Raw genomic sequence first — 24458 nt, forward strand, 5'->3', positions numbered from 1 at the left:
TATAAATTATATGGGTTGTAAAACGCAAATTTACGGATTTTCAGACAATGATTTTATAGTAACAATTAACAGAATGGGAAGTGGTTGTTAATTACTTTTTGTCAACAAGGCCATATAGAATCCGTCGAACCCGCTTTTCGAGGCAAAGATTTTCTTTTCCTTTTCCAAAGAAAAACCCTGGCCTTCCTCGGAGGTCAAAAAGGACTGCACCTGGGCGTAATTCTCCTGCGGAAGTATCGAGCAAGTAGCGTAAACCAACTTACCTCCCGGTTTTACGATCTTGCTGTAGCTGCGCAGGATTTCTTGCTGGGTCTTGGTGATCTTCTCTAAAAATTCCGGCTGCAGTTTCCATTTCGTATCGGGATTGCGCCGAATGACCCCCAGGCCCGTACAGGGCGCATCGATCAATACCCGGTCGGCACTGCCGTATAGCTTTTTAAAGACCTTGGTGGAGTCGATTTCCCGTGTTTCGATATTGTGCGCACCGTTTCTGCGGGCGCGGCGTTTGAGCTCCTTCAGTTTGCTGCCATAGACGTCCATCGCAACGATCTGCCCCTTATTTTCCATCAAGGCGGCCAGGTGAAGGGATTTCCCTCCCGCGCCGGCGCAGGTATCGACCACCCGCATACCCGGTTGTACGTCTAAAAAGGGTGCGACCAATTGTGAATTGGCATCCTGAACCTCGAACATCCCCTTTTTAAAGGCGTCGGTCACGAAAACGTTGGCCCGTTCGGGTAGCCGCAAGGCCGAGGGATATTTTCGGCTCGCCTTTCCCGATGACGAAATAGGCTCGGTGAGGATATCCTCTTCCAATAAGACTTTCTGCAGGTTTTTTTTATTAGTTTTCAGGGTGTTGATTCGTAAAATCACCTCTGCCTGTTGGTTGAGCGCGGCGCTTTCGGCCGTCCATAATTGCTCTCCCAAAACCTCGACACAAAGTTCATCGATCCAATCGGGAAAGGCTTCCCGGAACTTCCTGATTTTCGAAAGTTCGTCGAAGCGTCCCTTGATACGCCGCTCGGGGGTGGGCTCGATTTGCTTCCAATCCGGCAGCTTTATTCCCTTTAATACGGCCCATACAGCCCACATCCGGAACAGATCCGGACGGCTGAACGGCGCTTTCACCTCGGCGATTTCGGCATAGAGCCTTTTATAGCGCACCATCTCGTAGGTGGTCTCGGCAATAAAACCGCGATCCCGACTGCCCCAGCGCTTATCGAACTTTAAGACTTTTTGCACGACCTTGTCGGCGTATTGCCCTTCGTTGAAGATCAGGTTTAATGCATCTATGATCGCGAATACCAGATTTCTGTGTAATTTCATCCTCCAAATTAAGGCGGCAAAGGTAGTGAACTCCATAGGAATTGATGGGAATTTCCTCAATAAGGCGTACATTCGGCTTGACCAGTTCAGTTCGGGTTGGAGACCTCTCAATCCCCATCCCAAAACTTGGCTCGTTCGGCGGGGTTTGAATGGAACCCTATTTACCGAAGAGAGAATCCCAAAAACTATCGACCGGCCCTAACCATTTCCCCCCGAACGTGAGGGGCGGGTCAATTGGCTAATTTTAGAAAATTGAATGTTCGCTCATGAGAAACCTTGTATTTATTTTGTTCGTTCTGTTCCTATTCTCCTGTTCGGAGGATAAAAAAGACGATAAGAAATCACTGCCTTTCACCTCGGTAACCATTGAGACCATTTATGAGGATTCCGTCAGTATCCGTGCCATTGAACTGATGGATAACAGCCTGGCCTATGCCGGGAGCGACGGGGTATTCGGTAATATCGACTTGTTAACCGGAAAAATCAGGGAAGGAACGCAGCAATACGACAGCATCACCCCTGAATTCAGGGCGGTGGCGCATACGAATTCCGACTTTTTCATGCTCTCGGTCTCGAACCCCGCCTTACTCTACAAAACAGGGATGGAGGGGAAAATGGAACTGGTCTATACGGAAACCGGCGAGGGCGTATTTTATGATGCCATGACCTTTTGGAACGACCAAGAGGGCATCGCCATGGGCGATAGCATGAACGGTTGCCTCAGTATTATCGTTACGCGAAATGGAGGGAATTCCTGGAACAAACTGTCCTGTTCCGAGCTGCCCGATGGTATCGAGGGAGAGGGCGCTTTTGCCGCCAGCAACACCAATATTGCAGTTATCGGGGACAAAACTTGGATAGCCACGACAAGCGGGCGTGTTTATTTTTCCCCCGATAAGGGAAAATCTTGGGAGATTCAACAAACCCCCATAGTGGGTGAGGAACCCACCCAAGGCATTTATTCCATTGCCTTCTACGATGAAGATTTAGGAGTCGCGATCGGAGGCGACTACACCAGGCCTGAAGAAAATCGGGCCAATAAGGCCATCACCGAAGATGGCGGCATCAATTGGAGATTGATAGTCGATGGTCAAAACCCACCATACAAAAGCTGTATCCAATTTGTCCCGAATTCCGAAGGTAACGGGATGGTTGCGCTGGGCTTCACGGGAATTTCCTATAGTTCGGATAGGGGAGCGTCTTGGCAGCAGCTCTCCGAGACGGATTCGTTCTATACGATTCGATTTCTAAATGATTCTATTGCGTATGCCGCGGGCAAGAACAGGATGGCAAAGTTGGCGTTTCGATAGTGGGAGGCAGACCTCAAAGGTTTTCAAAACCTTTGGGGTCTGGGATTCTGGATTATCTATCGTCATTTTTATGCCGGTACCGCTTCAATAACTGTTTTTTAAATTCATGCTCCGAGCGAAGTAATAAAAGTGTTTTTTTTGCTGAAATGACCTTGCTTATTTTCTCGGTAAAATTTTTGTCCAGTTCTTCTTCCCTCTCCTCAAAATCCAGGTATTGCTCAATGAGTTCACTAGCCTCCTTTTCCGACAGATTCTCGGCATCCTTTATTTTGCGATAGACCTGCTTGTATTTTTTTTCGCGCATGGCATCCCTTTTTTCATCGTATTCATTATAGATGGGCCAAAATTTCTGGGCCTCGTTGGAGCTCAGATCCAAATGTTCGGTAAGAAAAGCCACTTTGAGGGACTTTATTTTTTCCTCGTCCGGTTTGTGCTGCGCGGAGATAACGGACGAAACCATCAATGCGCACAAAATAATTATTTTTATTATGTTATTCATCGTATTCCATGTTTAGTTCTTCGGCATTTTCGGTATGGTAGTCGATATAGTTCAAAATACTATCCTCATTGAGATTTTCCGTTAGCATGTCCCCGATTTCGAGCTCGTCGATCGGTATAACTTCGGCAATCTCGTAGGGACTAAAATCCAATTCGCTGTCATTGAAATAGTTTTCTATGTCGGAATTCGCGATATCCTCGAACGTAACTTTTTGGGATGTATTCCTGTTTAACACAAATGCCAACAGGATAACCGCAGCAACGGAAGCAGCGACATAATAATATTTTCTGTAGGAATGAAAAGGGATGACCTTCTTCGATTCGGCTTCCAATTTTTGCTGGATGCTGCCTTGTAAGCCATCAAAATAGTGGTCGGGGACAACGAAACCGTCTTTCCCGGGAAGACCTTTTTCTACTTCGGAAAGCCTATCTTTTAAGCTGTCGGAAAGCGTATCGAAATAGCCTTCGGGAGTTTTAAACGGATTCTTGTTGTTTAGTTCGTTCATCGCTTTAGTTTGACTGCCAAACACTTAAAAGGTTTAAGTTGAGTTTATGAGTTTATGAGTTTATAGGTTTAGGTGTTTGTTTTATGGGTTTAAATTGAGTTTATGGGCTTTTGTCTTTTCGTCCTTCATCTTTTCGTCCTTTCATCCTTTTTTTAAATAGGCTTCTATTTTCTTTACCGCCAGATGGTACGAAGCTTTCAATCCCCCTACGGACGTTTCCAGAATTTCGGATATCTCGGTGTACTTCAGGGCCTCGAAATACTTCATGTTAAAGACAAGCTTCTGTTTTTCCGGGAGGGTAGCAATTGCTTTTTGCAATTTTAACTGGATTTGATCACCCTCGAAATACACGTCCGCCTGAAGGTTGTGAAGCATTCTGTCCTGCAGTTCCGCATTGCCTATATCTAGTTTTCTAGCTTTGTTCTTCAACAAGGTCAGGGACTCGTTCGTGGCAATCCGGTACATCCACGAATAGAGTTTGCTATCGCCTTTGAAGCCATCTATATTTCTGTAAACCTTAATAAAGGTATTCTGCAGTACGTCATCGGCATCCTCATGGTTGAGCACAATCCGGCGAATATGCCAGTATAGCCGCTCTTTGTACGTGTCGACCAGCACCTCGAACGCCTGCGAAGACGTTTGCGGATGCTGCAGCTCTTGCACTAAATTTTCTTCGGCAATCAAAAATTCGGACTTAGGTTCTTAGAGACCGTTTTGAATTGTGTGATTAAAAAAAATCGACAGATTTCAAAACAGTCTCTTAATGGGACTAAAAAATACGGAAAAGGTTTAAACTCCTTTACCCCAGCGACTGCATATCCACCAATTTCTTATACACTCCTTTCCGCCCAAGTAGTTCGTTATGGGAGCCTTGTTCGACGATTTCCCCGCGTTGAAGCACCACAATCTTGTTGGCGTTCTGAATGGTCGATAAGCGATGGGCAATAACGATGGAGGTGCGGTTGCGCATCATTTTTTCAAGCGCATCCTGCACCAGGCGTTCGCTTTCGGTGTCGAGCGCGGAGGTGGCCTCGTCCAAGATCATGATCGGAGGATTTTTCAATACGGCCCGCGCGATGGACAAGCGCTGTTTCTGTCCCCCACTTAGTTTATTACCGCTGTCCCCGATATTGGTGTCGTACCCTCTGGGCAGGCCGGATATAAACTCGTGGGCATTGGCAATCTTGGCGGCCTCTACGATTTCTTCGCGACTGGCTTTTTCATTGCCCAGGGAAATGTTCTTGGCCACGGTGTCGTTAAAAAGAATGGAGTCTTGGGTGACCAGGCCCATAAGTTGTCGCAACGACTTCTTCGTTATATGCCTGATGTCGCTACCATCTATTTTGATCTCGCCTTCGTTCACATCGTAAAAACGGGTGACCAGGTTTGCCACGGTACTTTTTCCACTTCCGGATTGCCCGACCAGTGCCACGGTCTGACCTTTGGGCACCTTGAGGTCAAAGTTTTTTAGCACATAATCGTCCTCATACTTAAAGGAGATATTTTCGAGGGTAATGGCGGTTTCGAAATCCTTCTTTTCCACGGCATCCGGCCTGTCCGTGATGGGATTCTCGGTTTCCAATATTTCCAGGACCCTTTCCGCGGCGGCGTTGCCTTTCTTGACCCCGTAGGAAGCCTTACTGATGGCTTTGGCAGGGGTAAGAATCTGATAGGCAAGTCCCATATAGGTTATAAAAAGTTCGGGTTCCAGACTTTTTTCGACGAGTACCATTTGTCCCCCGTACCAGAGCAGCACGCCTATTACGGCAATGCCAAGGAATTCGCTGGCGGGGGCCGCTAAATTTTGACGGTTCAGCAGGGTGTTCGAATACCGGAAGAACCGCTGGGTAGATTCCCGGAACTTCCCGCTAAATCGATTTTCTGCCGTAAAGCCTTTGATAATCTTCAGTCCTCCTAAAGTTTCCTCCAAAATGGACAGAAAGATGCCCTGTTCCCGCTGAACGCGGTCGGATTTCCGTTTTAGGGATTTTCCGATCAGGGAAATCAAAAATCCCGATAAGGGAAGAAATATAAATACGAATAGTGTCAATTTGGGACTTATGGAGACCATGGCGACAATGGCGAACAACAGCGTCAAAGGTTCCCTGACAATCAGCTCTAAAATGGACAAAAAGGAGTGTTGGATTTCAAGCACATCGGAAGTCAGCCGCGCAATGGTATCCCCCTTTCGTTTCTCCGAATAATAGGATACGGGCAATGCAATGGTCTTGTCATAGAGTTCGTTCCTGAGATCCTTGAGTACGCCGTTTCGCAAAAACGTGATAAAATACATGGCGAGATAGCCGAATACGTTTTTGAGAAAGAACATGATGATGACGAGCAATACCATAAATACCAGTGCATCGCTACTGTCGTCACCTGCTTTTTGGGTAACAAAAAAGTTGAGGTATTCGTAAAGATATTCCTTGGCATCCCCGAGGCCGGTCCACACCGGTTCGGTCTCTACGCTTTCGGTCTGCTTGAAGAGCACGGCGAGCATGGGAAACAGCGAAACCATGGCCAGAGTGGCAAATAGGGCATAAAAAATATTGGCAATAATATTCAGTACAGCGTAAGCCCGATAGGGTCGGGCAAAACGCAAAATTTTTCTAAAATAGGTCATGCAGGCGTTTAGGCATTTATCCCAACTGGAGTTCGTTCTTGATGCGATCGATTTTGGCATCGAGCTCCGCATCCACTTTTTTGAAATTTTCCGCCTTTTCAAGCTCAGTGTTCGTACTGATGTAGAATTTAACCTTGGGTTCGGTACCACTGGGACGGGCGGCGATCCGTGTGCCGTCTTCGGTCTCATAGATCAGCACGTTGGATTTTGGGATGTCGATGGGCTTTTCTTCCCCGGTCAATACGTTTTTAGCGACGGAGGTGTTGTAGTCCTCGATCCATTTTACTTTGGAGCCGGCAACGGTCTGCACGGGATTTTCCTTAAAATCCTTTAGCATTTGCTTGATCTCCTCGGCCCCGCTGATGCCTTTCTTGGTCAGGGAAATCAGGTGTTCCTTATAAAAACCGTAAGCGACGTAGCAATCGATCAGGTCTTTGAAAAAAGAGCTGCCGTTGGCCTTGGCCTGGGCCCCGATTTCACAAGCGAGTAGGGCAGAGGTGACGGCATCCTTATCACGGACGAAGTCCCCGACCATATAGCCGAAGCTCTCCTCGCCGCCCCCCAGGAATTGAAGTTCCGGATAATCCTTGATCATTTTGCCGATCCATTTGAATCCGGTCAAGGCCGTCTTGAAGGTAACTCCATAGGCCTTGGCCATAGCCTCCAGCATCGGGGTAGAAACGATGGTCGTTGCCACGAATTCGTTGCCTTCAAAACCTTTTTTCTTTTTTTGCTCCAATAGAAAGTGGGTCATCATGATCATGGCCTGATTGCCGTTGACGATTTCCATTTTTCCTTCCAGGTTCCGTACGGCCACTCCTAAACGATCGCTGTCGGGGTCGGTACCGATGACCATGTCCGCTCCAATTTCTTCCGCTTTTTCAATGGCCATGGAGAGGGCTTCCGGTTCCTCCGGATTGGGGGATTCCACCGTGGGAAAATCCCCGTTCGGCTCTGCCTGGGCCTCGATAATCGTAACATTTTTATAGCCCGCCCGTTTCAGCACCTCGGGAATGGCCGTTATCGAAGTGCCGTGCAGCGACGTGAATACGATTTTAAAGTCGTCTTTGCCGGGCACATTGAAATCGCCGTGGGCGACCGAAGCCTCAAAAAAGGCCTCATCGACCTCGGTATCGATGCTTTCAATGAGCTCGTCGTTTCCCTCGAAATTGATTTCTTCATAGGAGAGGGCGTTGATGGCCGCTACGATTTCCCCGTCCTGGGGCGGTACGATCTGGCAGCCATCGGACCAATACACCTTGTAGCCGTTATATTCCGGGGGGTTATGCGATGCAGTCAGTACGATGCCCGCGTGACAGTTTAAATAACGTACGGCGAACGATAGCTCGGGAGTAGTCCGAAGTTCGGAAAAACGATAGACCTTGATACCGTTCGCGGAGAACACTTCGGCCACCAATTGCGAAAGACTATCGCTATTATGACGGCAATCATAGGCAATGACCACTTTAATTTCCTCGCCCTCATACACCTCTTTCAGGTAATTGCTCAAGCCTTGAGTGCTCTTTCCCAAGGTATATTTATTGATCCTGTTAGTGCCGACACCCATGATACCGCGCATACCTCCGGTACCGAATTCCATATTTTTATAAAATCGGTCCTTCAGTCCTTCTTGATCGTTTTCGATAAGGTGTTGTACTTCCTTCTTAATGGCAGGATCAAAAAAATCGGTAAGCCAGGTCTTTGCGGTCTTGAGTGTGTTTTCCATAATAAAAGATGTTTTGTTACTGAATTATCAGGTTGATGGGGCCGAGCGGCATAAACTACCGTTCAGGATTTGAAGATATGGAATTTTTGGGATAAATGCTGCGCCTCCGATTTTTGTTTTGATGCCTGACTGTGTCGAGCATCCCTACATGTATTACGGGGCAACACCGTTTTCTTTTTCTCCCAAATTAACGCCCTCCGAAACGCTGTAACGGGACTCATTTCTTCTATTGCGCACCAGTATTTCTCCGAGGAATCCGGCCAGAAACAATTGAGTTCCGATAATCATGGCGGTCAGGGCGACGAAAAACTGGGGGCGGTCGGTGATCAAGCGGCCGAACTTATTGATAAACAACTTGTCTATCCCGAGATAGATAGCGAATCCGAAGCCGATGATGAACATTAGAACACCTAGGGCCCCGAAAAGATGCATCGGGCGACGGGCGAATTTCGATACGAACCAAATGGTGATCAAATCCAAAAATCCATTGATAAAGCGTTCCATCCCAAATTTTGTTTTTCCATATTTCCGCGCTTGGTGGGCTACCACCTTTTCCCCGATATTCGCGAATCCCGCGTTTTTGGCAAGTACGGGGATGTAACGGTGCATTTCGCCCGATACCTCGATATTTTTGATTACGGCCTTGTTAAACGCCTTTAATCCGCAGTTGAAATCGTGCAGCTTGACACCCGAGGTACGCCTGGCGGCCCAGTTGAAGAGTTTCGAGGGGATGTTCTTCGAGAGCACGGAATCGTAACGTTTTTTCTTCCAGCCAGATACCAGGTCGTAATGCTCTTCCCGAATGAGCCGGTATAGCTCGGGGATTTCCTCCGGGTTATCCTGTAGGTCGGCATCCATGGTAATTACTACTTCCCCTTGGGCCACCTTAAAACCGGCATGAAGGGCCTGGGACTTCCCGTAATTCTTTTGAAAACGGAGTCCCCGCACTTGGGGGTGGGTTTCGGAGAGCTGGCGGATCAGTTGCCAGCTCTGGTCCGTACTTCCATCGTCGATAAAGATTATCTCGTACGAATAGCCTTCTGAGCGCATAACCGTAACGATCCAATCGTGCAGCTCCTGAAGGGATTGCGCTTCGTTGAGAAGGGGTATGATGATGGATAGATTCATGGATTGTCGCTATAAATCCGTCCAAAAGTACAATTTCAAACAGTCATTTAATACGCCGGCTTTTGTTTTTTGATGATGAGACCGGTAATAAGACCGACAATAAGTCCAATAATAATGTTGAAAATTAGGATTAACGGATATGACACCCAGGCAAATTTCTTTTGCATCGCTATGCCCTGATCAATTTGCTCCTCGGTGAGGTTCGGGTTGCTCGCCAAGGCTTCCTGTTTTCCAATTTCCGTAAGCTTGTCCATATATTCGGGTTCTACGAAGTTAGAGAAGACAAAAAAATACAACAGCCCTACCAAACCTGCGATCAAGGCCGCCCCCGCCCCGACTTTTAAGGCATCTGAAATTTTCAAATACCCGAGGTTCGCTTTTTTAAACTGGATGATGGCCAAGACGACCCCTACTGCCAAGATTCCTATCTGGGCACCCTGAACGCCAATGCCCCGCTCATACTGCATATCCATCATGTAGAGCATAATGCCAAATACTACGCCGACCCCGCCGATAAGCAGCCCGTAGTTCAAGGCAAATTTTCCTGTTTTCGGCTGATTTTCTTCCATTTTTCAAATTATTTAGTGGTTTGTTAGATCGTTCGTTCTACTGAAGCTTTTATTACAGCTAAAAGTACATTAATTTTACAGGTTTCAATTGCAAGTCCTAAAAAAATACCTAAATTTGCACCCTTAAAATGAGTGCCTGTCGGAATGGGCGCGTAAAATTTTAGCTCAATGAAAAAAGACATCCACCCGGAAAATTATAGATTGGTAGCCTTTAAGGACATGTCGAACGACGAGGTGTTCTTGACCAAATCCACTGCGGAGACCAAAGAGACGCTAGAGGTTGAAGGTACCGAATACCCCTTGGTGAAATTGGAGATTTCAAGGACCTCGCATCCTTTCTACACCGGAAAGGCCAAGCTGCTGGATACCGCCGGCCGTATCGATAAGTTCAAGAACAAATACGACAAGTTCAAGAAAAAAAAAGCGGCTCCAGCGGAGCAAGAGGCCCCAAAAGCGGAAACCAAGTCCGAGTCCCCCAAAAAGGAGGCCCCAAAAGCCGAGGCGAAATCTGAAGCCCCAAAAAAAGACGCTTCTAAACCCAAGGCGGAGGCAAAGCCGGAAGCTCCTAAAAAGGAGACCCCCAAGGCCGATACCCCTGCCAAGGAAGAAAAAAAATAACGGTTGTTTGCAATCCTATAAAATGCCCTCGAATCTCGAGGGCATTTTTTTTGTCCATTTTGTTGAACAAATTTCCAGGGCAAACAGAATATGCACAACACTTTATCGTTGTAGAGCTATACGCCCGATTTATTATTTTTGCCGAAATAGCATCCCATGAACTACATCCTTTTTGACGGCCCCGTGCGCGACAACCTGCTGCCTTTTACCTTTATAAGGCCGGTGGCGGACATCCGTATCGGTATTCTCACCATCCGCGAAAAATGGGAAAAATACCTGGGAAATACGACCACTACCATAACGGAGGATTATCTCAGCGAAAAATATCCCATGGTAGAAATGGCGGGGAACATTTTAATAAATGCATCCTTCTTACCGAATCAAAAGTTAGTAGATCTCGTCGTCGGTCTCCAAGAAAATGAGGCCATCTTTCAAGGGGAGGAGGTCGTTGCCTTCTATGTTAGGGAAACCCAGGAAGAAGTCGATTTTTCGTCCTATAAAACCATTGATTATAAGGATGGCACGCTTCGGGTGGCGCATACGTGGGATATTTTTGAGAAAAACGCGGAGGCCCTTGAGGCGGATTTCGAATTGATTACCGCGGGAAGGACCAGTGCCCCAATCTCGAAGTCGAATACCTTGATCTGTCCCGAACGTATTTTTGCGGAAGCAGGGGCGAGGGTCGAGCACAGCATCTTGAATGCCACCGAAGGTCCCATCTATTTAGGGAAGAATTCCGAAGTTTGGGAAGGCAACCTGATTCGCGGGGCCTTCGCCCTCTGTGAAAGAGCGGTCGTAAAAATGGGGGCCATGATCTACGGTGCCACGACGGTCGGCCCTTGGTCCAAAGTCTGTGGCGAGATCAGCAATGCAGTGATTTTCGGGTATTCGAGCAAGGGCCACGACGGGTATTTAGGCAATTCGGTACTGGGCGAATGGTGTAACATAGGCGCCAGTAGTAATAACTCGAACCTAAAAAACAACTATGCCAAGGTGCGTTTATGGAACTATGCCACGGAAAGTTTCGAGCAAACGGGACTCCAATTTTGCGGTCTGATGATGGGCGACCACAGCAAGACGGCCATTAATACCATGTTCAATACGGGTACCGTTATCGGGGTGAACTGTAATATCTACGATCCGGGATTTCCCAGGAATTTTGTTCCCAGTTTCAGCTGGGGCGGCGCGACGGGCTTTACGACCTATCTGCCCAAGAAAGCCTTTGAGGCGGCCGAGGTCATGATGGAACGAAGACATGTGCCTTTCGATGAAAAAGAAGCGCGGATACTCGAACATGTTTTTGAGCTTACGAAAAGATGGCGCAATTATAAGGTCTAGCTAGACCGATGTCCCAAATGACGGGACCCCCAAGCGTTAGAACCTCCAAATACCCCATGAATTCCGTTTAGTATTGACAGACCGCTAGTCCATAGTTCTTATATTTGCATTCCGAAATTGTAGCTTTGTAAAATGGATAAAAAAGTCGCCTTCTATACCTTGGGCTGTAAGCTCAACTTTTCCGAGACTTCGACCATCGCCCGTGGTTTTAAGGACGAAGGGTTCAGGCGTGTGGATTTTTCGGAATACGCGGACATGTACGTAATCAATACCTGCTCGGTCACCGAGAATGCGGACAAGCGTTTTAAGACCATTGTGAAAAAGGCACAAAAGGCAAATCCCGATGCCTTTGTAGCGGCCGTCGGCTGTTATGCCCAATTAAAGCCAGAGGAGTTGGCCGCCGTCGAAGGAGTGGACCTCGTATTGGGGGCCACCGAAAAGTTCAAGATTACGGATTATATCCACGATATTCTGAACCGACCGTCGTCGGAGTCTAAAATGGCGGAAATACATTCCTGCGAAATCGAGGATGCCAATTTTTATGTCGGAAGCTATGCAATCGGAGACCGCACCCGCGCTTTTTTAAAAGTACAGGATGGCTGCGATTACAAATGCACCTATTGCACCATTCCGCTGGCCCGGGGGATATCACGGAGCGATACCCTACAAAACGTGCTCGACAACGCCGCGGAAATATCCGCAGAAGGAATTAAGGAAATCGTTTTAACGGGCGTTAACATCGGGGACTACGGCAAAGGAGAATTCGGGAATAAAAAGCACGAGCACACTTTTTTAGATCTGGTGAGGGCTTTGGACGAGGTGGAAGGCATCCATAGGTTACGGATTTCGTCCATAGAACCCAACCTCTTAAAGAACGAAACCATTGATTTCGTGGCGGAGAGTACTTCGTTCGTGCCCCATTTCCACATCCCCCTGCAAAGTGGCAGCGACGAATTGCTAAAACGGATGCGGCGGCGCTATATGAGCGGACTTTATACGGATCGGGTCGAGCAGATCAGGGAAACTATGCCCCACGCCTGCATCGGGGTAGATGTTATTGTCGGCTTTCCTGGGGAAACGGACGAACTCTTTCTGGAAACCTATCACTTTCTGAACGAGCTCGATATTTCGTATCTGCATGTATTCACCTATTCGGAAAGGGACAATACTCCCGCGGCGACTATGGACGGGGCAGTACCTATGGCAGTGCGAAAGAAACGTAGCAAGATGTTGCGGGGCCTGTCGGCCAAAAAACGAAGGGCATTCTACGAAAGTCAACTGGGCACGCTGCGCCAGGTTTTGTTCGAAGGGGAAAACAAGGCCGGGTATATTCACGGATTCACCGAGAACTACGTCAAGGTAAAAGCCCCGTGGAACCCCGCATTGGTGAACACCTTGCATCAGGTAGCATTGACTGAAATTGCCGACGACGGTCTGGTGCGCTTTGAATTTGTTGCGCGCGAGGCAGCGCCTGTCATGCCTTCGGAACAGGAGCTTATCCGGTAGGTTTTACACGTACCATGCTCGCATCCCATCTGTCTTCAGCCGGTGGTAATTTGGAAAGCTGGACAAGGGCACGCGTACGACCTGTAACTCGGAACGCAAACTAAAAATCCCGCCGATCGGCGGGATTTTTACAAGTTCATCCTAAAGAATTACTAGATTCTGATACCAACGGGCAACATTCCCTTGTACTGTCTGTTTTTCCTTAGGAATCCCGCGATTTGAGGACTTGTGGGTACCACGCGAAGGTTTTGCTCCTGAATGTGGTTAAGCACCGATTTAATGAAATCTTCCTTGAAATCCACTTGGGTAATTTCTTCCGGAACTACTAATTTGGTAAGAAATACTTTTCGTTCTTGCGAGGAATACTCGATTTTGGCCAAATGCCCGTTGACCGTAGTTTCAAATTGACGCAAGAAACTGTTGTCGATGATTTCTACTTCATTCATATAGTTAGGATTTGTGTTTTCGACATCCGTAGAAAAAAGAATGGTGTTCTCAAGCCGTATTTTTAGCTACTTTTGCCTTGGTTAAAAAAATTATTGGGATTACCCCGAAGGTATTTACAAAAGTAGTGAATACTATGTTAAAATCCTAATTACCTCATGGGGTTGCCCCGCCCAATTCGAATTATTTATGGCCAGTGAGAAAATTCATGTGTATTTCATGCCGGGAATGGCCGCCAATCCTTCTATTTTTAAGTACATCAGTTTGCCGGGCGATAGGTTCGAGACCCATCTATTGGAATGGTTCGTTCCTGAAAAACGAATGGATTTAAAGGAGTATGCACATATCATGATCGGTAAGGTGAACCATGAAAACCCCGTCTTGATCGGGGTTTCTTTCGGAGGAATGTTGGTACAGGAGATGGCCAAACTGATGCCAGTGCGAAAGACTATCATCGTTTCCAGTGTAAAAAGGGCCTCGGAACTGCCTCGGAGAATGCATTTTGCCAAGTACACACATATCCATAAAATTTTACCCACGGGTCTGGTCAACAATGTAGAACTGTTGGCTAAATATGCCTTTGGGGAAACCGTCACCAAACGTTTGGCCCTGTACGAGGAGTACCTATCCCTGCGCGACAAGACGTATATCGATTGGTCGCTCGATCAAATTGTAAACTGGTCCCAATCCGATCCGCCGGAGAACCTAGTGCACATTCATGGAGTGAACGATCCGGTTTTTCCGATCCGCAATATTCAGGACTGCATACCCGTTAAAAACGGCACCCATACCATGATCATTCACAGGGCAAAATGGTTTAATGAACATTTACCTGCAATTATTTTGCAATAATGGAGTTGTAATATTATATTTAACTGAAGTAGGGAGTCAACAGAAAAATACCAAATTAGAAAAATGAAGATTTTAAAAAACGGACTGGCGCTTTTAGGACTTTTTTTTGTGATCAGCACATTGATATATGCCGTTCAGGGCAGTAGTGAGCTGGCACCGGACACGGAAAAGTTATCCGATTCCACTGAACCCATGCCACATAAAAATGTCGCTCGGGAATACCGGATTTCCGCCATAGACATTCCCGAAGACCTTAATTTTGCTGGAGAGACAGTTCCTCAAGGCGACCCCGAGATCATGGAGCGCATCGACCGTGAGTTTTTGGTCAACACCTACTGGCAGTCCAATGCCGTACTGCTGATCAAAAGAGCCAACATGTATTTTCCTATAATCGAACCGATACTGGCCGCGAACGGAGTCCCCGATGATTTTAAATATTTGGCGGTAGCTGAAAGTGGACTCCAAAATGTGCGATCGCCCGCAGGGGCCACAGGGTTTTGGCAGATTATGAAGGCTACCGGGCGACAGTACGGTCTCGAGGTGAACGACAATGTCGATGAACGCTATCATCTGGAAAAAGCCACCCAGGTTGCCTGCGATTACTTGAACAAATACAAGAAGAAGTACGGTACGTGGACGCTGGCTGCCGCGTCCTATAACGCCGGCACGGGGGCTATCGACCGCTATCTCGGGATTCAGCAAGTCGATGATTATTACGACCTGCTACTGGGACAGGAAACCGGCAGATATGTTTTTAGGATTATGGCGATCAAGGAAATTCTGAGCCATCCGAAAAAATACGGGTTTGATCTTCAGGAAGAGGACCTCTACACGGCCGTGCCCACATTTGAGGTCGAAGTAGATGAACCGGTTCTCAGCTTCGCCGATTTTGCCCAGAAATATGAAATCAGCTATAAGATCCTTAAGAGACATAATCCCTGGCTGCGGGAGCCGCATTTGAACAATAGTTCCAAAAAGAAATATAATATTGCTATTCCTAAAGTGGGCTACTACAAGACTACCGGCCAAAAGAATGTGGGCCGGTAACTTTCGCAGGCTCGTACTTCACCGATTTAAATTTTCTTCATCTGCTGTTGCATCATCTTGATCTGGTCGGTCAGCATGTTATTCTTGTCCAATTTCTTGGCCTCTTGAAGTAATTTTGTAGCTTCTCTTTTGCGCCGCTTTTGCATGGAGATGCCCGCGAGGCTCAATTTGGCCATAGCGATGTCATAATCCATGGTCAACCCCAATTTCAGGGCTTTCTTGAAATATTTTTCTGCGGTGGTCAGGTTTTTCTGAGAATAGATGATGCCGTGAAGGTAATTATAATAGCCTTGCTGTTTGGTGATCAGGGCGGTTTTGGGATTCTTGATTTTATCGAGCCATTTTTGGGTGCCCTCCAAATCTTGCTTGCGCATGCGAAGAAAGGCAAGCAGGATCAGTTCGTTCCTAAAATACAGAAAGATGAATATGAGGGATAGCAATATCAAGAAGATGCCGTTACCAATGTTGCCATCGACAAATTGGTATACGGCATAGGCAATGATAAGACCGGCAATGACAAGTTTTATATTTTTATTGAACATACGTGTTTTGGTTTTGGGTCATAAAGCGCTATTGACTCTTTCGTAGCTGATTGTCGATTTTATGATGGTCGGTATTTCTTGGTTGTCCATTTGGGTCATGGTCGAAATGCCCTCTGATCGCCCTTCGACCGTCATTTTTTTTATAAACCCGGAAATGGGATCGGCGATTATTCTGGTGCGCTGCGTGCCGCTAAGCTGCATCGAGGTGGCAGGTTCGGTCACGTCTAGGCTGACGTCGGCCATTCCGTTGATTATCAATTCATCGAGCGTCGAGGCTTCCAGTACCCAGGTGTTTTCGGCTTCAAGTTTACCGGAGTAGCTATTGGTCCAGCTATCCCCGACTTCGACAGGGTTCTCGGAATAGATAAAGGTCATCTGTTCGTAGCTCTGGGAAAGGGCTTCGGAACCAAATTCTTTCTGAAGCGACTTTTTCATAATATTCAACGAAAAATCATCCTTGAGTCCCGATGCATCGGCCATTATTGATACCAGACCGTCACCTCCCTTAACTTCTAGAATAGCGCCGGTCTTGGCAAGAACCAATTGAACGGGCCGGTTCAGTAAGCTGGCGAAGACCTTCGATTGTATGTCGTCTTCATTGATCTCTTTTGCTCTTACGTTCATGAGCTCGCCTTGGATGCTAGAGATCATTTTCAGATTGAGATCTTTAAAGGTCATGGCGATTTCGTAGGTACCGTCACGTTCTGCTAGTACTTTGAATTCTAGGGTACCCTGAACGGTATTGACAATTTCGTGGGCGGCGCCGTCAAGTTCTTGTGTAATGACCTGTTCGGCATTCTGTTTTACAGTAAACGTTTCATCTTTGTTCAAGCTATATTCCAGTACGGTTTGGGCGCTTAGCCCGTATCCGGAAAAAAATAGAAAAAACAAAGGTGCAACGTATTTCATAGCCAAAGAATAACTAGCTTTAATTCAGGCTGCAAAAGTAGTAAAAAAAGGGATTTACAGAGGATGGTGCCTCGGTAAAAATAATTTTTCAAATCCGTTTGCAAAAGCAAAAAGGCTTTGTATATTTGCCACCGGAATTTTGGGGACGAACCTTCAAGTTTCAACAATCAAGAAAAGTATCAGAGATGCCCGGACAAAAGAGAACATATCAGCCATCGAAGCGTAAAAGAAAGAATAAACATGGGTTCAGGGAACGCATGGCATCTGTCAATGGCCGCAAGGTATTGGCCCGCAGAAGGGCAAAAGGAAGAAAAAAACTATCTGTATCCTCCGAGCCGAGACACAAAAAATAATGAGTCCAACGTTTTCGAAATATGTAGGTGTTACTTTTTTAAGTAGCACCTTTTTTTTGCCTAATCGCCTCCGTAGCAACGTAATATCCGTAGAACCCTAATACTCAAAACAGACCATGCCCAAAAGAGAAGATATAAAATCGATATTGATCATAGGTTCTGGCCCCATTATTATCGGCCAGGCCTGTGAATTCGACTACGCCGGATCTCAAGCTTTGCGAAGCCTTCGCGAAGACGGAATCGAAACCGTCTTGATCAATAGTAACCCGGCCACTATCATGACCGATCCGACCATGGCCGACCACGTTTACCTTAAACCGCTTACCACAAAATCCCTTATCGAGATATTAAAGGCACATCCGGAAATCGATGCCGTACTTCCGACCATGGGCGGACAGACCGCATTGAACCTTTGTATCGAGGCAGATGAAAAAGGAATTTGGGAAGATTTTGGCGTGGAGATTATAGGAGTCGATATCGATGCGATAAACATTACCGAAGATAGGGAGAAATTCCGTGAGCTGATGCTGAAAATCGGGGTAGGAATGGCGCCACAAGCGACGGCCACCTCGTTTTTACAGGGAAAGGAAATCGCGCAAAAATTCGGATTTCCCCTAGTCATCCGGGCTTCCTATACCTTAGGGGGCGCAGGGGCATCTATAGTTTACAAGCCGGAGGAATTTGACGAGATGCTCAGCCGAGGCCTCGAGATATCCCCGATACACGAAGTGATGATCGACAAGGCCCTGATCGGTTGGAAAGAATACGAACTCGAACTCTTGCGGGACCATAACAACAATGTAGTCATCATCTGTACCATTGAGAATATGGATCCAATGGGCATCCATACCGGCGATTCCATAACGGTCGCCCCGGCCATGACCCTTTCCGACAAGACCTACCAAAAGATGCGTGATATGGCGATTCATATGATGCGCAGTATCGGTGATTTTGCCGGGGGATGTAACGTACAGTTCGCCGTAAGTCCCGATGAGAACGAGGATATCATAGCGATAGAGATAAATCCCAGAGTATCGAGATCTTCAGCCCTGGCCTCAAAGGCCACGGGATATCCCATTGCTAAAATCGCCTCTAAATTGGCCATCGGCTATCATCTCAACGAGCTTGAAAATCAAATTACGAAATCTACATCCGCCCTTTTCGAACCGACGTTGGACTATGTTATCGTAAAGATACCGCGATGGAATTTCGACAAGTTCGAAGGTTCCGACCGAAGCCTGGGCCTACAGATGAAATCCGTCGGGGAGGTCATGGGTATCGGCCGCTCGTTCCAAGAGGCACTGCACAAAGCCACCCAGTCCCTTGAGATCAAAAGAAACGGTCTGGGCGCCGATGGCAAGGGCTATAAAGACTACGACCAGATTATCGGTAAACTGACCGTCCCGAGTTGGGACAGGGTGTTCGTGATCTACGATGCCATTCAGTTGGGGATTCCGCTCAGCCGGATCCATGAGATCACCAAGATCGACATGTGGTTCTTAAAGCAGTACGAAGAACTGCATCAGCTGGAAATGGAGATATCCACATATACCATCGCCAGCATTACCCGTGACCTGATGCTGGAGGCCAAGCAAAAAGGCTTTGCCGATCGCCAGATCGCCCACATGTTGGATTGCTATGAAAGCGAGGTGCATAAAAAACGGACAGAGGAGATGGAGATCAATCGGGTGTATAAACTGGTCGACACCTGTGCCGCTGAATTTAAGGCCATGACACCTTATTACTATTCTACTTTCGAGGCGGAAATCGAAAGACCGGACGGTACCCGTTATGTCGAAAATGACAGCATCGTCTCGGATCGGAAAAAAATCGTGGTGCTCGGGTCCGGCCCCAATAGGATAGGGCAGGGCATCGAATTTGACTATTGCTGTGTACACGGGGTACTGGCCGCTGCGGAATGTGGATATGAGACCATTATGATCAACTGCAATCCCGAAACGGTTTCCACTGATTTTGATACGGCGGACAAGCTGTACTTCGAACCGGTGTTCTGGGAGCATATCTACGATATTATCCTGCACGAAAAGCCTGAAGGTGTCATCGTACAGTTAGGAGGACAGACCGCATTGAAGTTGGCGGAAAAGTTGGACAAGTACGGTATCAAGATTATCGGGACCAGTTTTAAGTCCCTGGACCTCGCCGAAGACCGGGGCAGTTTTTCGGAGCTGTTGCGGGAGAATGACATTCCCTTTCCCGAGTTTGGGGTCGCCGAAACTGCGGACGAAGCCCTCGAACTGGCCGATAAGCTGAACTTCCCCCTCTTGGTACGGCCCTCTTACGTACTCGGGGGGCAAGGCATGAAAATTGTCATCAATAAAGAAGAGCTGGAGGAGCACGTGGTGGACCTCTTGCGGAAGATTCCCAATAACAAACTGCTCCTCGATCATTATCTCGACGGGGCCATAGAGGCCGAGGCCGATGCCATCTGCGACGGCGAGGATATTTACATTATAGGAATCATGGAGCATATCGAGCCCTGTGGCATACATTCCGGGGATTCGAACGCTACGCTTCCGCCCTTTAACCTGGGAGAATTCGTACTGCAACAGATTAAGGACCACACCAGAAAAATTGCCCTAGCGCTCAATACAGTGGGACTCATAAACATTCAATTCGCCGTCAAGGACGATATTGTGTACATCATAGAGGCCAATCCCAGGGCTTCGAGAACCGTACCCTTTATCGCCAAGGCCTACGGGGAACCTTATGTAAATTACGCTACCAAAGTGATGCTCGGCGAGAAAAAGATAAAGGATTTTGAGTTTAAGCCGCATCTGGACGGGTTTGCCATCAAGCAGCCGGTCTTCTCCTTTAATAAATTCCCGAACGTAAATAAAAATTTGGGACCGGAGATGAAAAGCACGGGGGAGAGCATTCTGTTTATCGATAATCTGAAAGACGATCAGTTTTACGACCTATACACACGACGGAAGATGTACCTTTCGAAGTAACTCAACGGGGCAACACCTCAATCTTGGCAACTAACGATGCGTTGCCCAAGTCATTACTATTCAACGGAATAGGTGGGTAGAGATCAATTGCGGCACCGGTAGTTTTTTCGAGCATCATGCATATCGTACAATCGCGTCGGCCTTATTGCCTACTTGTGTATATCGACCGTTTCGGACGGTAGGTTGTCTCGAACCATTTTCAAAAATTCATGGATTTCATAGGGTTTGTGGATGATATCACTGATTCCTGAATCGAGAATTTTATCCCGTATCTCGTCCAGCTCAACGGCGGTCAAAGCGATTATCGGAGTCTTTTCATCGATATCCCGAATCATTTTAGCAGCTTGCATCCCGTTGATTTTAGGCATGTTGATATCCATCAAAATCATATCGAATTTTTGGGATTTATGCATGTTCACGGCCTGCTGCCCGTCGTTCGCAAGACTGGATGCAATATGATGGCGTTCGAGAATCTTTTGTGTAATTTTTTGATTGATTCTATTGTCATCCACCACAAGCACATGCAAATTACGCTCTCTAAAACTATCGTCCAGATTTGGGACAGTAGATTTTTTGGGACTTTTGCCTGGATTGACGGTATCTTCCTTGAGGTTCAGAACGAAGCTAAATTCTGAGCCTTCCCCAGGTTCGCTTTTGAGATGAATGTCACTCTTATAAAGCTTCAATAGCTTTTTGACTATGGTCAGGCCTAGTCCCGAGCCCTTGTAATCATGATTGGTCTGTTCAATTTGCGAGAATTCCTCGAAGATCACCTTTTGTTTGTCCAACGGTATCCCAGGACCATCATCCTTGATGGTAAACCGGGTTCTGTATAAGTTCTTTTTGGTCATTTTGACCAGATCCAACGTCAGCCATATATTACCGTTTTGGTTGAATTTTGCGGCATTACCGATTAGATTTATCAATATTTGCGATAAGCGCATCGAATCGCCGATCAAAGCATTGGGGAGATCCTCATGAATTTGTAGATGCAATGTATTATTGTTCTTCTGTAGGATGAATTCGAAGGACCGGACGATGTTTTGAATCAGGGTTCCTAGCTTGTAGGGCTGCTGTGACAGCGTAATCGCTTCCGCATCCATTTTACTGAGCAGTAGCACATCATTGACAAGTGCCAATAGGTAATCTGCGGAGAATTTAAGCGATTTGAGGTCGTCTTCATAGGCCTTGAGGTCTTCATCTTCCCTGAGCAGGGTAGATATGCCTATCACGCCATATAACGGGGTGCGTAGTTCATGGCTGACCGTAGATAGAAAACGTGTTTTGACCTTCGATAGTTTTTCGGCTTTTTCCTTGGCCGTTTTCAGTTCCTTATTTCTCGTTTTGAGCCGGCCGATGTATTTTTTTCTGCTCTTAAAAAGTAGGTAAAACCCCAAAAGAGCAATGAGCAGTATTACGGTAGCGAGAATAAAAATTGTGTTCAGGGTTTTCGACTTCGCGATGAGTCGCTCTGAATATTGTTTTTCCCGCAGTGCGGCGTTCAAGTCTTTTTGGGTCTCTTGAAGATTGAATTTTGCCTTCGCTTTTTCGGCCTCCTCGATTTTTTCTTCGGTAAAGGATTTTTGTTTGTACCGGTTGTATTTGGTCAGACTATTGTAAGCATTTTTATAATCCTGTATGCCTTGATATCCCAAGGTCAAATGTTCGTAGGCTTCTAGGGCAAGGTCAACGATGGAATCCCTATCCGCCTCCTTTGCAACGGATTTGAGTCGGGAGATGGCTGGAGAGTATTTTTTTGTGGCCAAATAATACCGTCCCAGCAGCATTTCGACGTAGTGCTTGTTCAGCGTATTTCCCTCCAAGGTACTGGAAAGCGAAAGGGCTTTTTTCAAGACGGTATACGCCATTTCGGGGTTACCGTGGTCTAAATGCGTCCAAGATAGATTGATGTAGGTCAGTAGAAGTTGACTGTGTTGCTGGTATTCCTTGTTGATGGCGATGCTTTCCTCGAAAAGTCCAACCGCTTTTTGATAGGTCTGCGGCCTTTCGGAATAAAAGATGGCAAGGTTCAAAGTACCCCAAGAAATAAGGCTATCCGCTTGGGCGTTACGAGCTATTTCCAGCGCTTTCTCCGAATACATTCTGCCTCTAACGGTATCGCCGATTTCTGAATAGACGCCTCCTAGCATATCGTATCCCAAAAATGTAGCATGGTCGTCATTCAGTCTTTTCCCCCTTTCAATGAGCGATGCCCCGTGCTTTATGACATTTTTATAATCATAGCGATCATAGGCTTTATTCGATTTTTCGATAATCGTCTGTAGCGTATCATTTTGTTGGGCAAGATTTTCTTGGGATGAGCTATTCTGTGGCCAGCAGAATATAAAACAAAGCAGAAGAAGGATTCGGAAGGTCATAGGCTTGCTTGGGGACGCGTTGGATGATGGGCAACTAGATTTCTTACACTGCTAAGATAATAAATTACAGCATTTTTGTAGGAATTGTAAAACGATAATGGGATTCGAATATTGCAATTACCGCCATCGTACCTGATCTGTGGCCCTTTAAGGCCAAGGTCTTATCTGACAAATCAAGGAGATCATCACGATTTGTTTTAATGAAGACCAGCATTTTCGGAATGGCGGAACCTAAACCTGGGGTTTAATCCCATTCTGTATGAAAAACACCTTCCTTGTCCAACCGCTCATAGGTATGCGAACCGAAATAGTCGCGCTGTGCCTGAATCAGGTTCAAGGGTAGGCGGGTTGAGGTATAGGCATCAAAATAAATAAGGGAATTAGATAGTCCCGGTAGCGGGATGGCATTTTTCGCCCCGAAGGCGACCAGTTCACGTGCCGAATTCACACTGCCCTTTACTTTTTCCACAAAATTTGGGGAAACCAAAAGGTTTGGCAGGTCGCCATCTTTTTCAAAGGCTTCGGTAATATCGGCCAAAAGGCCGGCACGGATAATACAGCCTGCTCGCCAGATTTTCGCGATAACGCTTATATCAAGTTGATATCCGTATTCTTTCGAGGCCTCGGCCAATACGTGGAGCCCTTGTGCATAGGTTACTATAAAAGAGAAATAGAGCGCCTCTTCCGCCAATTCTGCCAGCTTCGTCTTGTCGATTTTTTCCGTTTCCGGTCTGTCGTAGAGTTTATCCGCTGCCGTGCGTTCGGACAGTAAGGCCGAAATTTCGCGCATATTCACGGCAATGTCTATGGATGGCACAGGAATGCCCAAATCCATTGCATTCTGACTGGTCCATTTTCCGGTACCTTTCTGCTTGGCCTTGTCCTTGATTTGATCAAGGAGTCCAAGTTCGCTTAGGTTCAGGTCGTCTTTTTGCACAAAAATCTTAGAGGTGATTTCCACTAAAAAGGATTGTAGGCGTCCCTCGTTCCATTGGGAATAGGTGTCGTGCAGTTCTTGGTTCGAAAAGTCGCCCGCCTTTTTGAGTAGGTCATAAATTTCGGAGGTAAGTTGCATCAGCCCGTATTCGATACCATTGTGGACCATTTTCACGTAGTTGCCGGCCGATTTCGGTCCGAGATACGCCACACAGGGCTCTCCCTCGTATTTGGCGGCCACCGCCTCAAAAATCGGTTTGATGTGGGAATAGGCCGATTTCGAACCTCCCGGCATGATACTCGGCCCCAGTCGGGCTCCTTTTGCACCTCCGGAAACCCCGGCCCCAAAAAAGTGGATAGCCCTTTTTTGCAGCTCCTCTTCGCGACGATCGGTATCCGTAAAAAAAGAATTGCCGCCATCGATGATAATATCCCCGCGATCAAGGTGAGGCAGAAGACTTTGGATGACAGAATCCACGATCTTTCCGGCAGGCACCAATAACATAATCTTTCGAGGTTGTTTCAAGGCCTTCGCAAACGTCTTGATGCTGGTAGAAGCATCGATCTTATGTTCTTTGTCCCCTTCATCCTTAAGCGCATCGACCTTTTCTTGATCAAGGTCATGACCGAACGCCGAAAATCCGTTGTCCGCGACGTTTAAAATAAAATTGCGCCCCATTACCCCGAGACCTATTAATCCAAAATCGTATTTATCCTCCATATCTAGTTTTAAGTTTTATAATTTTTTCGCTTTGATTTTGGCCCGATACATTTTCAAGAGTAAGCTAGTGCCGATTTTGGTTTCCGATCAAGTAGTCCGGAACCCTTCCATCGGGATATATTTGCTCCCGCTAAAATCGTTGATCCGCCATGGCAAAAC

At 46.8% G+C, this 24458-nt stretch carries 20 protein-coding genes and 1 pseudogene; 8 read left to right on the top strand and 13 right to left on the bottom strand.

What is annotated here, in order from left to right; translation table 11 throughout:
- Window positions 1–87: 87 nt before the first annotated feature.
- Window positions 88–1323, bottom strand: coding sequence for an RsmB/NOP family class I SAM-dependent RNA methyltransferase (locus RQM65_RS16400; protein WP_314016500.1), 1236 nt, complete (start codon window positions 1321–1323; stop codon window positions 88–90).
- A gap of 266 nt (window positions 1324–1589) precedes the next feature.
- Here RQM65_RS16400 and RQM65_RS16405 point away from each other — a divergent pair, with 266 nt between their 5' ends.
- The gene (locus RQM65_RS16405) at window positions 1590–2633 is read left to right on the top strand and encodes a WD40/YVTN/BNR-like repeat-containing protein (RefSeq protein WP_314016501.1); all 1044 of its coding nucleotides are present in this window, start codon (window positions 1590–1592) and stop codon (window positions 2631–2633) included.
- A gap of 52 nt (window positions 2634–2685) precedes the next feature.
- Here the strand turns inward: RQM65_RS16405 and RQM65_RS16410 are convergent, their stop codons facing one another.
- The 7 genes from RQM65_RS16410 to RQM65_RS16440 form a co-directional block, all read right to left on the bottom strand.
- Window positions 2686–3132 carry a hypothetical protein gene (locus tag RQM65_RS16410; RefSeq protein WP_314016502.1) on the bottom strand — a complete coding sequence of 149 codons (447 nt, stop codon included), beginning with the start codon at window positions 3130–3132 and terminating at the stop codon, window positions 2686–2688.
- The gene (locus tag RQM65_RS16415) at window positions 3125–3637 is read right to left on the bottom strand and encodes a hypothetical protein (RefSeq protein WP_314016503.1); all 513 of its coding nucleotides are present in this window, start codon (window positions 3635–3637) and stop codon (window positions 3125–3127) included. Before RQM65_RS16415 ends, RQM65_RS16410 begins: the two co-directional genes overlap by 8 nt.
- A 141-nt stretch (window positions 3638–3778) precedes the next feature.
- On the bottom strand, window positions 3779–4321 hold the full coding sequence (locus RQM65_RS16420; protein WP_314016504.1) for an RNA polymerase sigma factor: 543 nt from the start codon (window positions 4319–4321) through the stop codon (window positions 3779–3781).
- A gap of 115 nt (window positions 4322–4436) precedes the next feature.
- On the bottom strand, window positions 4437–6260 hold the full coding sequence (locus RQM65_RS16425; protein WP_314016505.1) for an ABC transporter ATP-binding protein: 1824 nt from the start codon (window positions 6258–6260) through the stop codon (window positions 4437–4439).
- A gap of 16 nt (window positions 6261–6276) precedes the next feature.
- Window positions 6277–7986 carry a phospho-sugar mutase gene (locus tag RQM65_RS16430; RefSeq protein ID WP_314016506.1) on the bottom strand — a complete coding sequence of 570 codons (1710 nt, stop codon included), beginning with the start codon at window positions 7984–7986 and terminating at the stop codon, window positions 6277–6279.
- Between the two features lie 153 nt (window positions 7987–8139).
- The gene (locus tag RQM65_RS16435) at window positions 8140–9114 is read right to left on the bottom strand and encodes a glycosyltransferase family 2 protein (RefSeq protein WP_314016507.1); all 975 of its coding nucleotides are present in this window, start codon (window positions 9112–9114) and stop codon (window positions 8140–8142) included.
- Window positions 9115–9161: 47 nt separating this feature from the next.
- The gene (locus RQM65_RS16440) at window positions 9162–9683 is read right to left on the bottom strand and encodes a DUF4199 domain-containing protein (protein WP_314016508.1); all 522 of its coding nucleotides are present in this window, start codon (window positions 9681–9683) and stop codon (window positions 9162–9164) included.
- 168 nt (window positions 9684–9851) lie between these two features.
- On the opposite strand from RQM65_RS16440, the pseudogene RQM65_RS16445 reads away from it, so the two are divergent.
- From RQM65_RS16445 to mtaB, 3 genes and pseudogenes are all read left to right on the top strand, one after another.
- Window positions 9852–10100, top strand: a pseudogene (locus RQM65_RS16445) (type B 50S ribosomal protein L31); the annotation flags it as partial.
- Between the two features lie 357 nt (window positions 10101–10457).
- Window positions 10458–11639, top strand: a complete 1182-nt coding sequence (locus RQM65_RS16450; protein ID WP_314016509.1) for a GlmU family protein — start codon at window positions 10458–10460, stop codon at window positions 11637–11639.
- 132 nt (window positions 11640–11771) lie between these two features.
- Window positions 11772–13145 (top strand): tRNA (N(6)-L-threonylcarbamoyladenosine(37)-C(2))-methylthiotransferase MtaB, encoded by a 1374-nt coding sequence (gene mtaB / locus RQM65_RS16455; protein ID WP_314016510.1) that lies wholly within the window; start codon window positions 11772–11774, stop codon window positions 13143–13145.
- A 152-nt stretch (window positions 13146–13297) separates the two neighbouring features.
- On the opposite strand, the gene RQM65_RS16460 is transcribed toward mtaB, so the two are convergent.
- Window positions 13298–13591 (bottom strand): GNAT family N-acetyltransferase, encoded by a 294-nt coding sequence (locus tag RQM65_RS16460; protein ID WP_314016511.1) that lies wholly within the window; start codon window positions 13589–13591, stop codon window positions 13298–13300.
- A 187-nt stretch (window positions 13592–13778) separates the two neighbouring features.
- Between RQM65_RS16460 and RQM65_RS16465 the strand changes: the two genes are divergently transcribed.
- Complete coding sequence (locus tag RQM65_RS16465) at window positions 13779–14441, top strand: alpha/beta hydrolase (protein ID WP_314016512.1); 663 nt, start codon at window positions 13779–13781, stop codon at window positions 14439–14441.
- 63 nt (window positions 14442–14504) lie between these two features.
- Window positions 14505–15488, top strand: coding sequence for a lytic transglycosylase domain-containing protein (locus tag RQM65_RS16470; RefSeq protein ID WP_314016513.1), 984 nt, complete (start codon window positions 14505–14507; stop codon window positions 15486–15488).
- A gap of 26 nt (window positions 15489–15514) precedes the next feature.
- On the opposite strand, the gene RQM65_RS16475 is transcribed toward RQM65_RS16470, so the two are convergent.
- Together RQM65_RS16475 and RQM65_RS16480 are read right to left on the bottom strand one after the other, a co-directional pair.
- The gene (locus RQM65_RS16475) at window positions 15515–16030 is read right to left on the bottom strand and encodes a DUF2892 domain-containing protein (RefSeq protein ID WP_314016514.1); all 516 of its coding nucleotides are present in this window, start codon (window positions 16028–16030) and stop codon (window positions 15515–15517) included.
- 18 nt (window positions 16031–16048) lie between these two features.
- Window positions 16049–16939, bottom strand: a complete 891-nt coding sequence (locus RQM65_RS16480; protein WP_314016515.1) for a DUF6263 family protein — start codon at window positions 16937–16939, stop codon at window positions 16049–16051.
- Window positions 16940–17124: 185 nt separating this feature from the next.
- On the opposite strand from RQM65_RS16480, the gene rpmH reads away from it, so the two are divergent.
- A complete protein-coding gene (gene rpmH / locus RQM65_RS16485; RefSeq protein WP_314016516.1) occupies window positions 17125–17292 on the top strand; it encodes a 50S ribosomal protein L34 in 168 nt (55 codons plus the stop codon).
- Between the two features lie 116 nt (window positions 17293–17408).
- The gene (gene carB, locus RQM65_RS16490) at window positions 17409–20264 is read left to right on the top strand and encodes a carbamoyl-phosphate synthase large subunit (protein ID WP_314016517.1); all 2856 of its coding nucleotides are present in this window, start codon (window positions 17409–17411) and stop codon (window positions 20262–20264) included.
- Window positions 20265–20413: 149 nt separating this feature from the next.
- On the opposite strand, the gene RQM65_RS16495 is transcribed toward carB, so the two are convergent.
- Together RQM65_RS16495 and gndA are read right to left on the bottom strand one after the other, a co-directional pair.
- Window positions 20414–22642 (bottom strand): tetratricopeptide repeat-containing hybrid sensor histidine kinase/response regulator, encoded by a 2229-nt coding sequence (locus RQM65_RS16495; protein ID WP_314016518.1) that lies wholly within the window; start codon window positions 22640–22642, stop codon window positions 20414–20416.
- 244 nt (window positions 22643–22886) lie between these two features.
- Window positions 22887–24299, bottom strand: coding sequence for an NADP-dependent phosphogluconate dehydrogenase (gndA, locus tag RQM65_RS16500; RefSeq protein WP_314016519.1), 1413 nt, complete (start codon window positions 24297–24299; stop codon window positions 22887–22889).
- Window positions 24300–24458: the final 159 nt, after the last annotated feature.

The organism is Pricia mediterranea (assembly GCF_032248455.1).
Taxonomy (GTDB): domain Bacteria; phylum Bacteroidota; class Bacteroidia; order Flavobacteriales; family Flavobacteriaceae; genus Pricia; species Pricia mediterranea.

Excerpts from the sequence above, each read along its gene's own strand:
- RQM65_RS16400 (WP_314016500.1), bottom strand. The coding sequence starts at position 1,323 with ATGAAATTACACAGAAATCTGGTATTCGCGATCATAGATGCATTAAAC.
- RQM65_RS16405 (WP_314016501.1), top strand. The coding sequence starts at position 1,590 with ATGAGAAACCTTGTATTTATTTTGTTCGTTCTGTTCCTATTCTCCTGT.
- RQM65_RS16410 (WP_314016502.1), bottom strand. The coding sequence starts at position 3,132 with ATGAATAACATAATAAAAATAATTATTTTGTGCGCATTGATGGTTTCG.
- RQM65_RS16415 (WP_314016503.1), bottom strand. The coding sequence starts at position 3,637 with ATGAACGAACTAAACAACAAGAATCCGTTTAAAACTCCCGAAGGCTAT.
- RQM65_RS16425 (WP_314016505.1), bottom strand. The coding sequence starts at position 6,260 with ATGACCTATTTTAGAAAAATTTTGCGTTTTGCCCGACCCTATCGGGCT.
- RQM65_RS16430 (WP_314016506.1), bottom strand. The coding sequence starts at position 7,986 with ATGGAAAACACACTCAAGACCGCAAAGACCTGGCTTACCGATTTTTTT.
- RQM65_RS16435 (WP_314016507.1), bottom strand. The coding sequence starts at position 9,114 with ATGAATCTATCCATCATCATACCCCTTCTCAACGAAGCGCAATCCCTT.
- RQM65_RS16440 (WP_314016508.1), bottom strand. The coding sequence starts at position 9,683 with ATGGAAGAAAATCAGCCGAAAACAGGAAAATTTGCCTTGAACTACGGG.
- RQM65_RS16450 (WP_314016509.1), top strand. The coding sequence starts at position 10,458 with ATGAACTACATCCTTTTTGACGGCCCCGTGCGCGACAACCTGCTGCCT.
- mtaB (WP_314016510.1), top strand. The coding sequence starts at position 11,772 with ATGGATAAAAAAGTCGCCTTCTATACCTTGGGCTGTAAGCTCAACTTT.
- RQM65_RS16460 (WP_314016511.1), bottom strand. The coding sequence starts at position 13,591 with ATGAATGAAGTAGAAATCATCGACAACAGTTTCTTGCGTCAATTTGAA.
- RQM65_RS16465 (WP_314016512.1), top strand. The coding sequence starts at position 13,779 with ATGGCCAGTGAGAAAATTCATGTGTATTTCATGCCGGGAATGGCCGCC.
- RQM65_RS16470 (WP_314016513.1), top strand. The coding sequence starts at position 14,505 with ATGAAGATTTTAAAAAACGGACTGGCGCTTTTAGGACTTTTTTTTGTG.
- RQM65_RS16475 (WP_314016514.1), bottom strand. The coding sequence starts at position 16,030 with ATGTTCAATAAAAATATAAAACTTGTCATTGCCGGTCTTATCATTGCC.
- RQM65_RS16480 (WP_314016515.1), bottom strand. The coding sequence starts at position 16,939 with ATGAAATACGTTGCACCTTTGTTTTTTCTATTTTTTTCCGGATACGGG.
- rpmH (WP_314016516.1), top strand. The coding sequence starts at position 17,125 with ATGCCCGGACAAAAGAGAACATATCAGCCATCGAAGCGTAAAAGAAAG.
- carB (WP_314016517.1), top strand. The coding sequence starts at position 17,409 with ATGCCCAAAAGAGAAGATATAAAATCGATATTGATCATAGGTTCTGGC.
- RQM65_RS16495 (WP_314016518.1), bottom strand. The coding sequence starts at position 22,642 with ATGACCTTCCGAATCCTTCTTCTGCTTTGTTTTATATTCTGCTGGCCA.
- gndA (WP_314016519.1), bottom strand. The coding sequence starts at position 24,299 with ATGGAGGATAAATACGATTTTGGATTAATAGGTCTCGGGGTAATGGGG.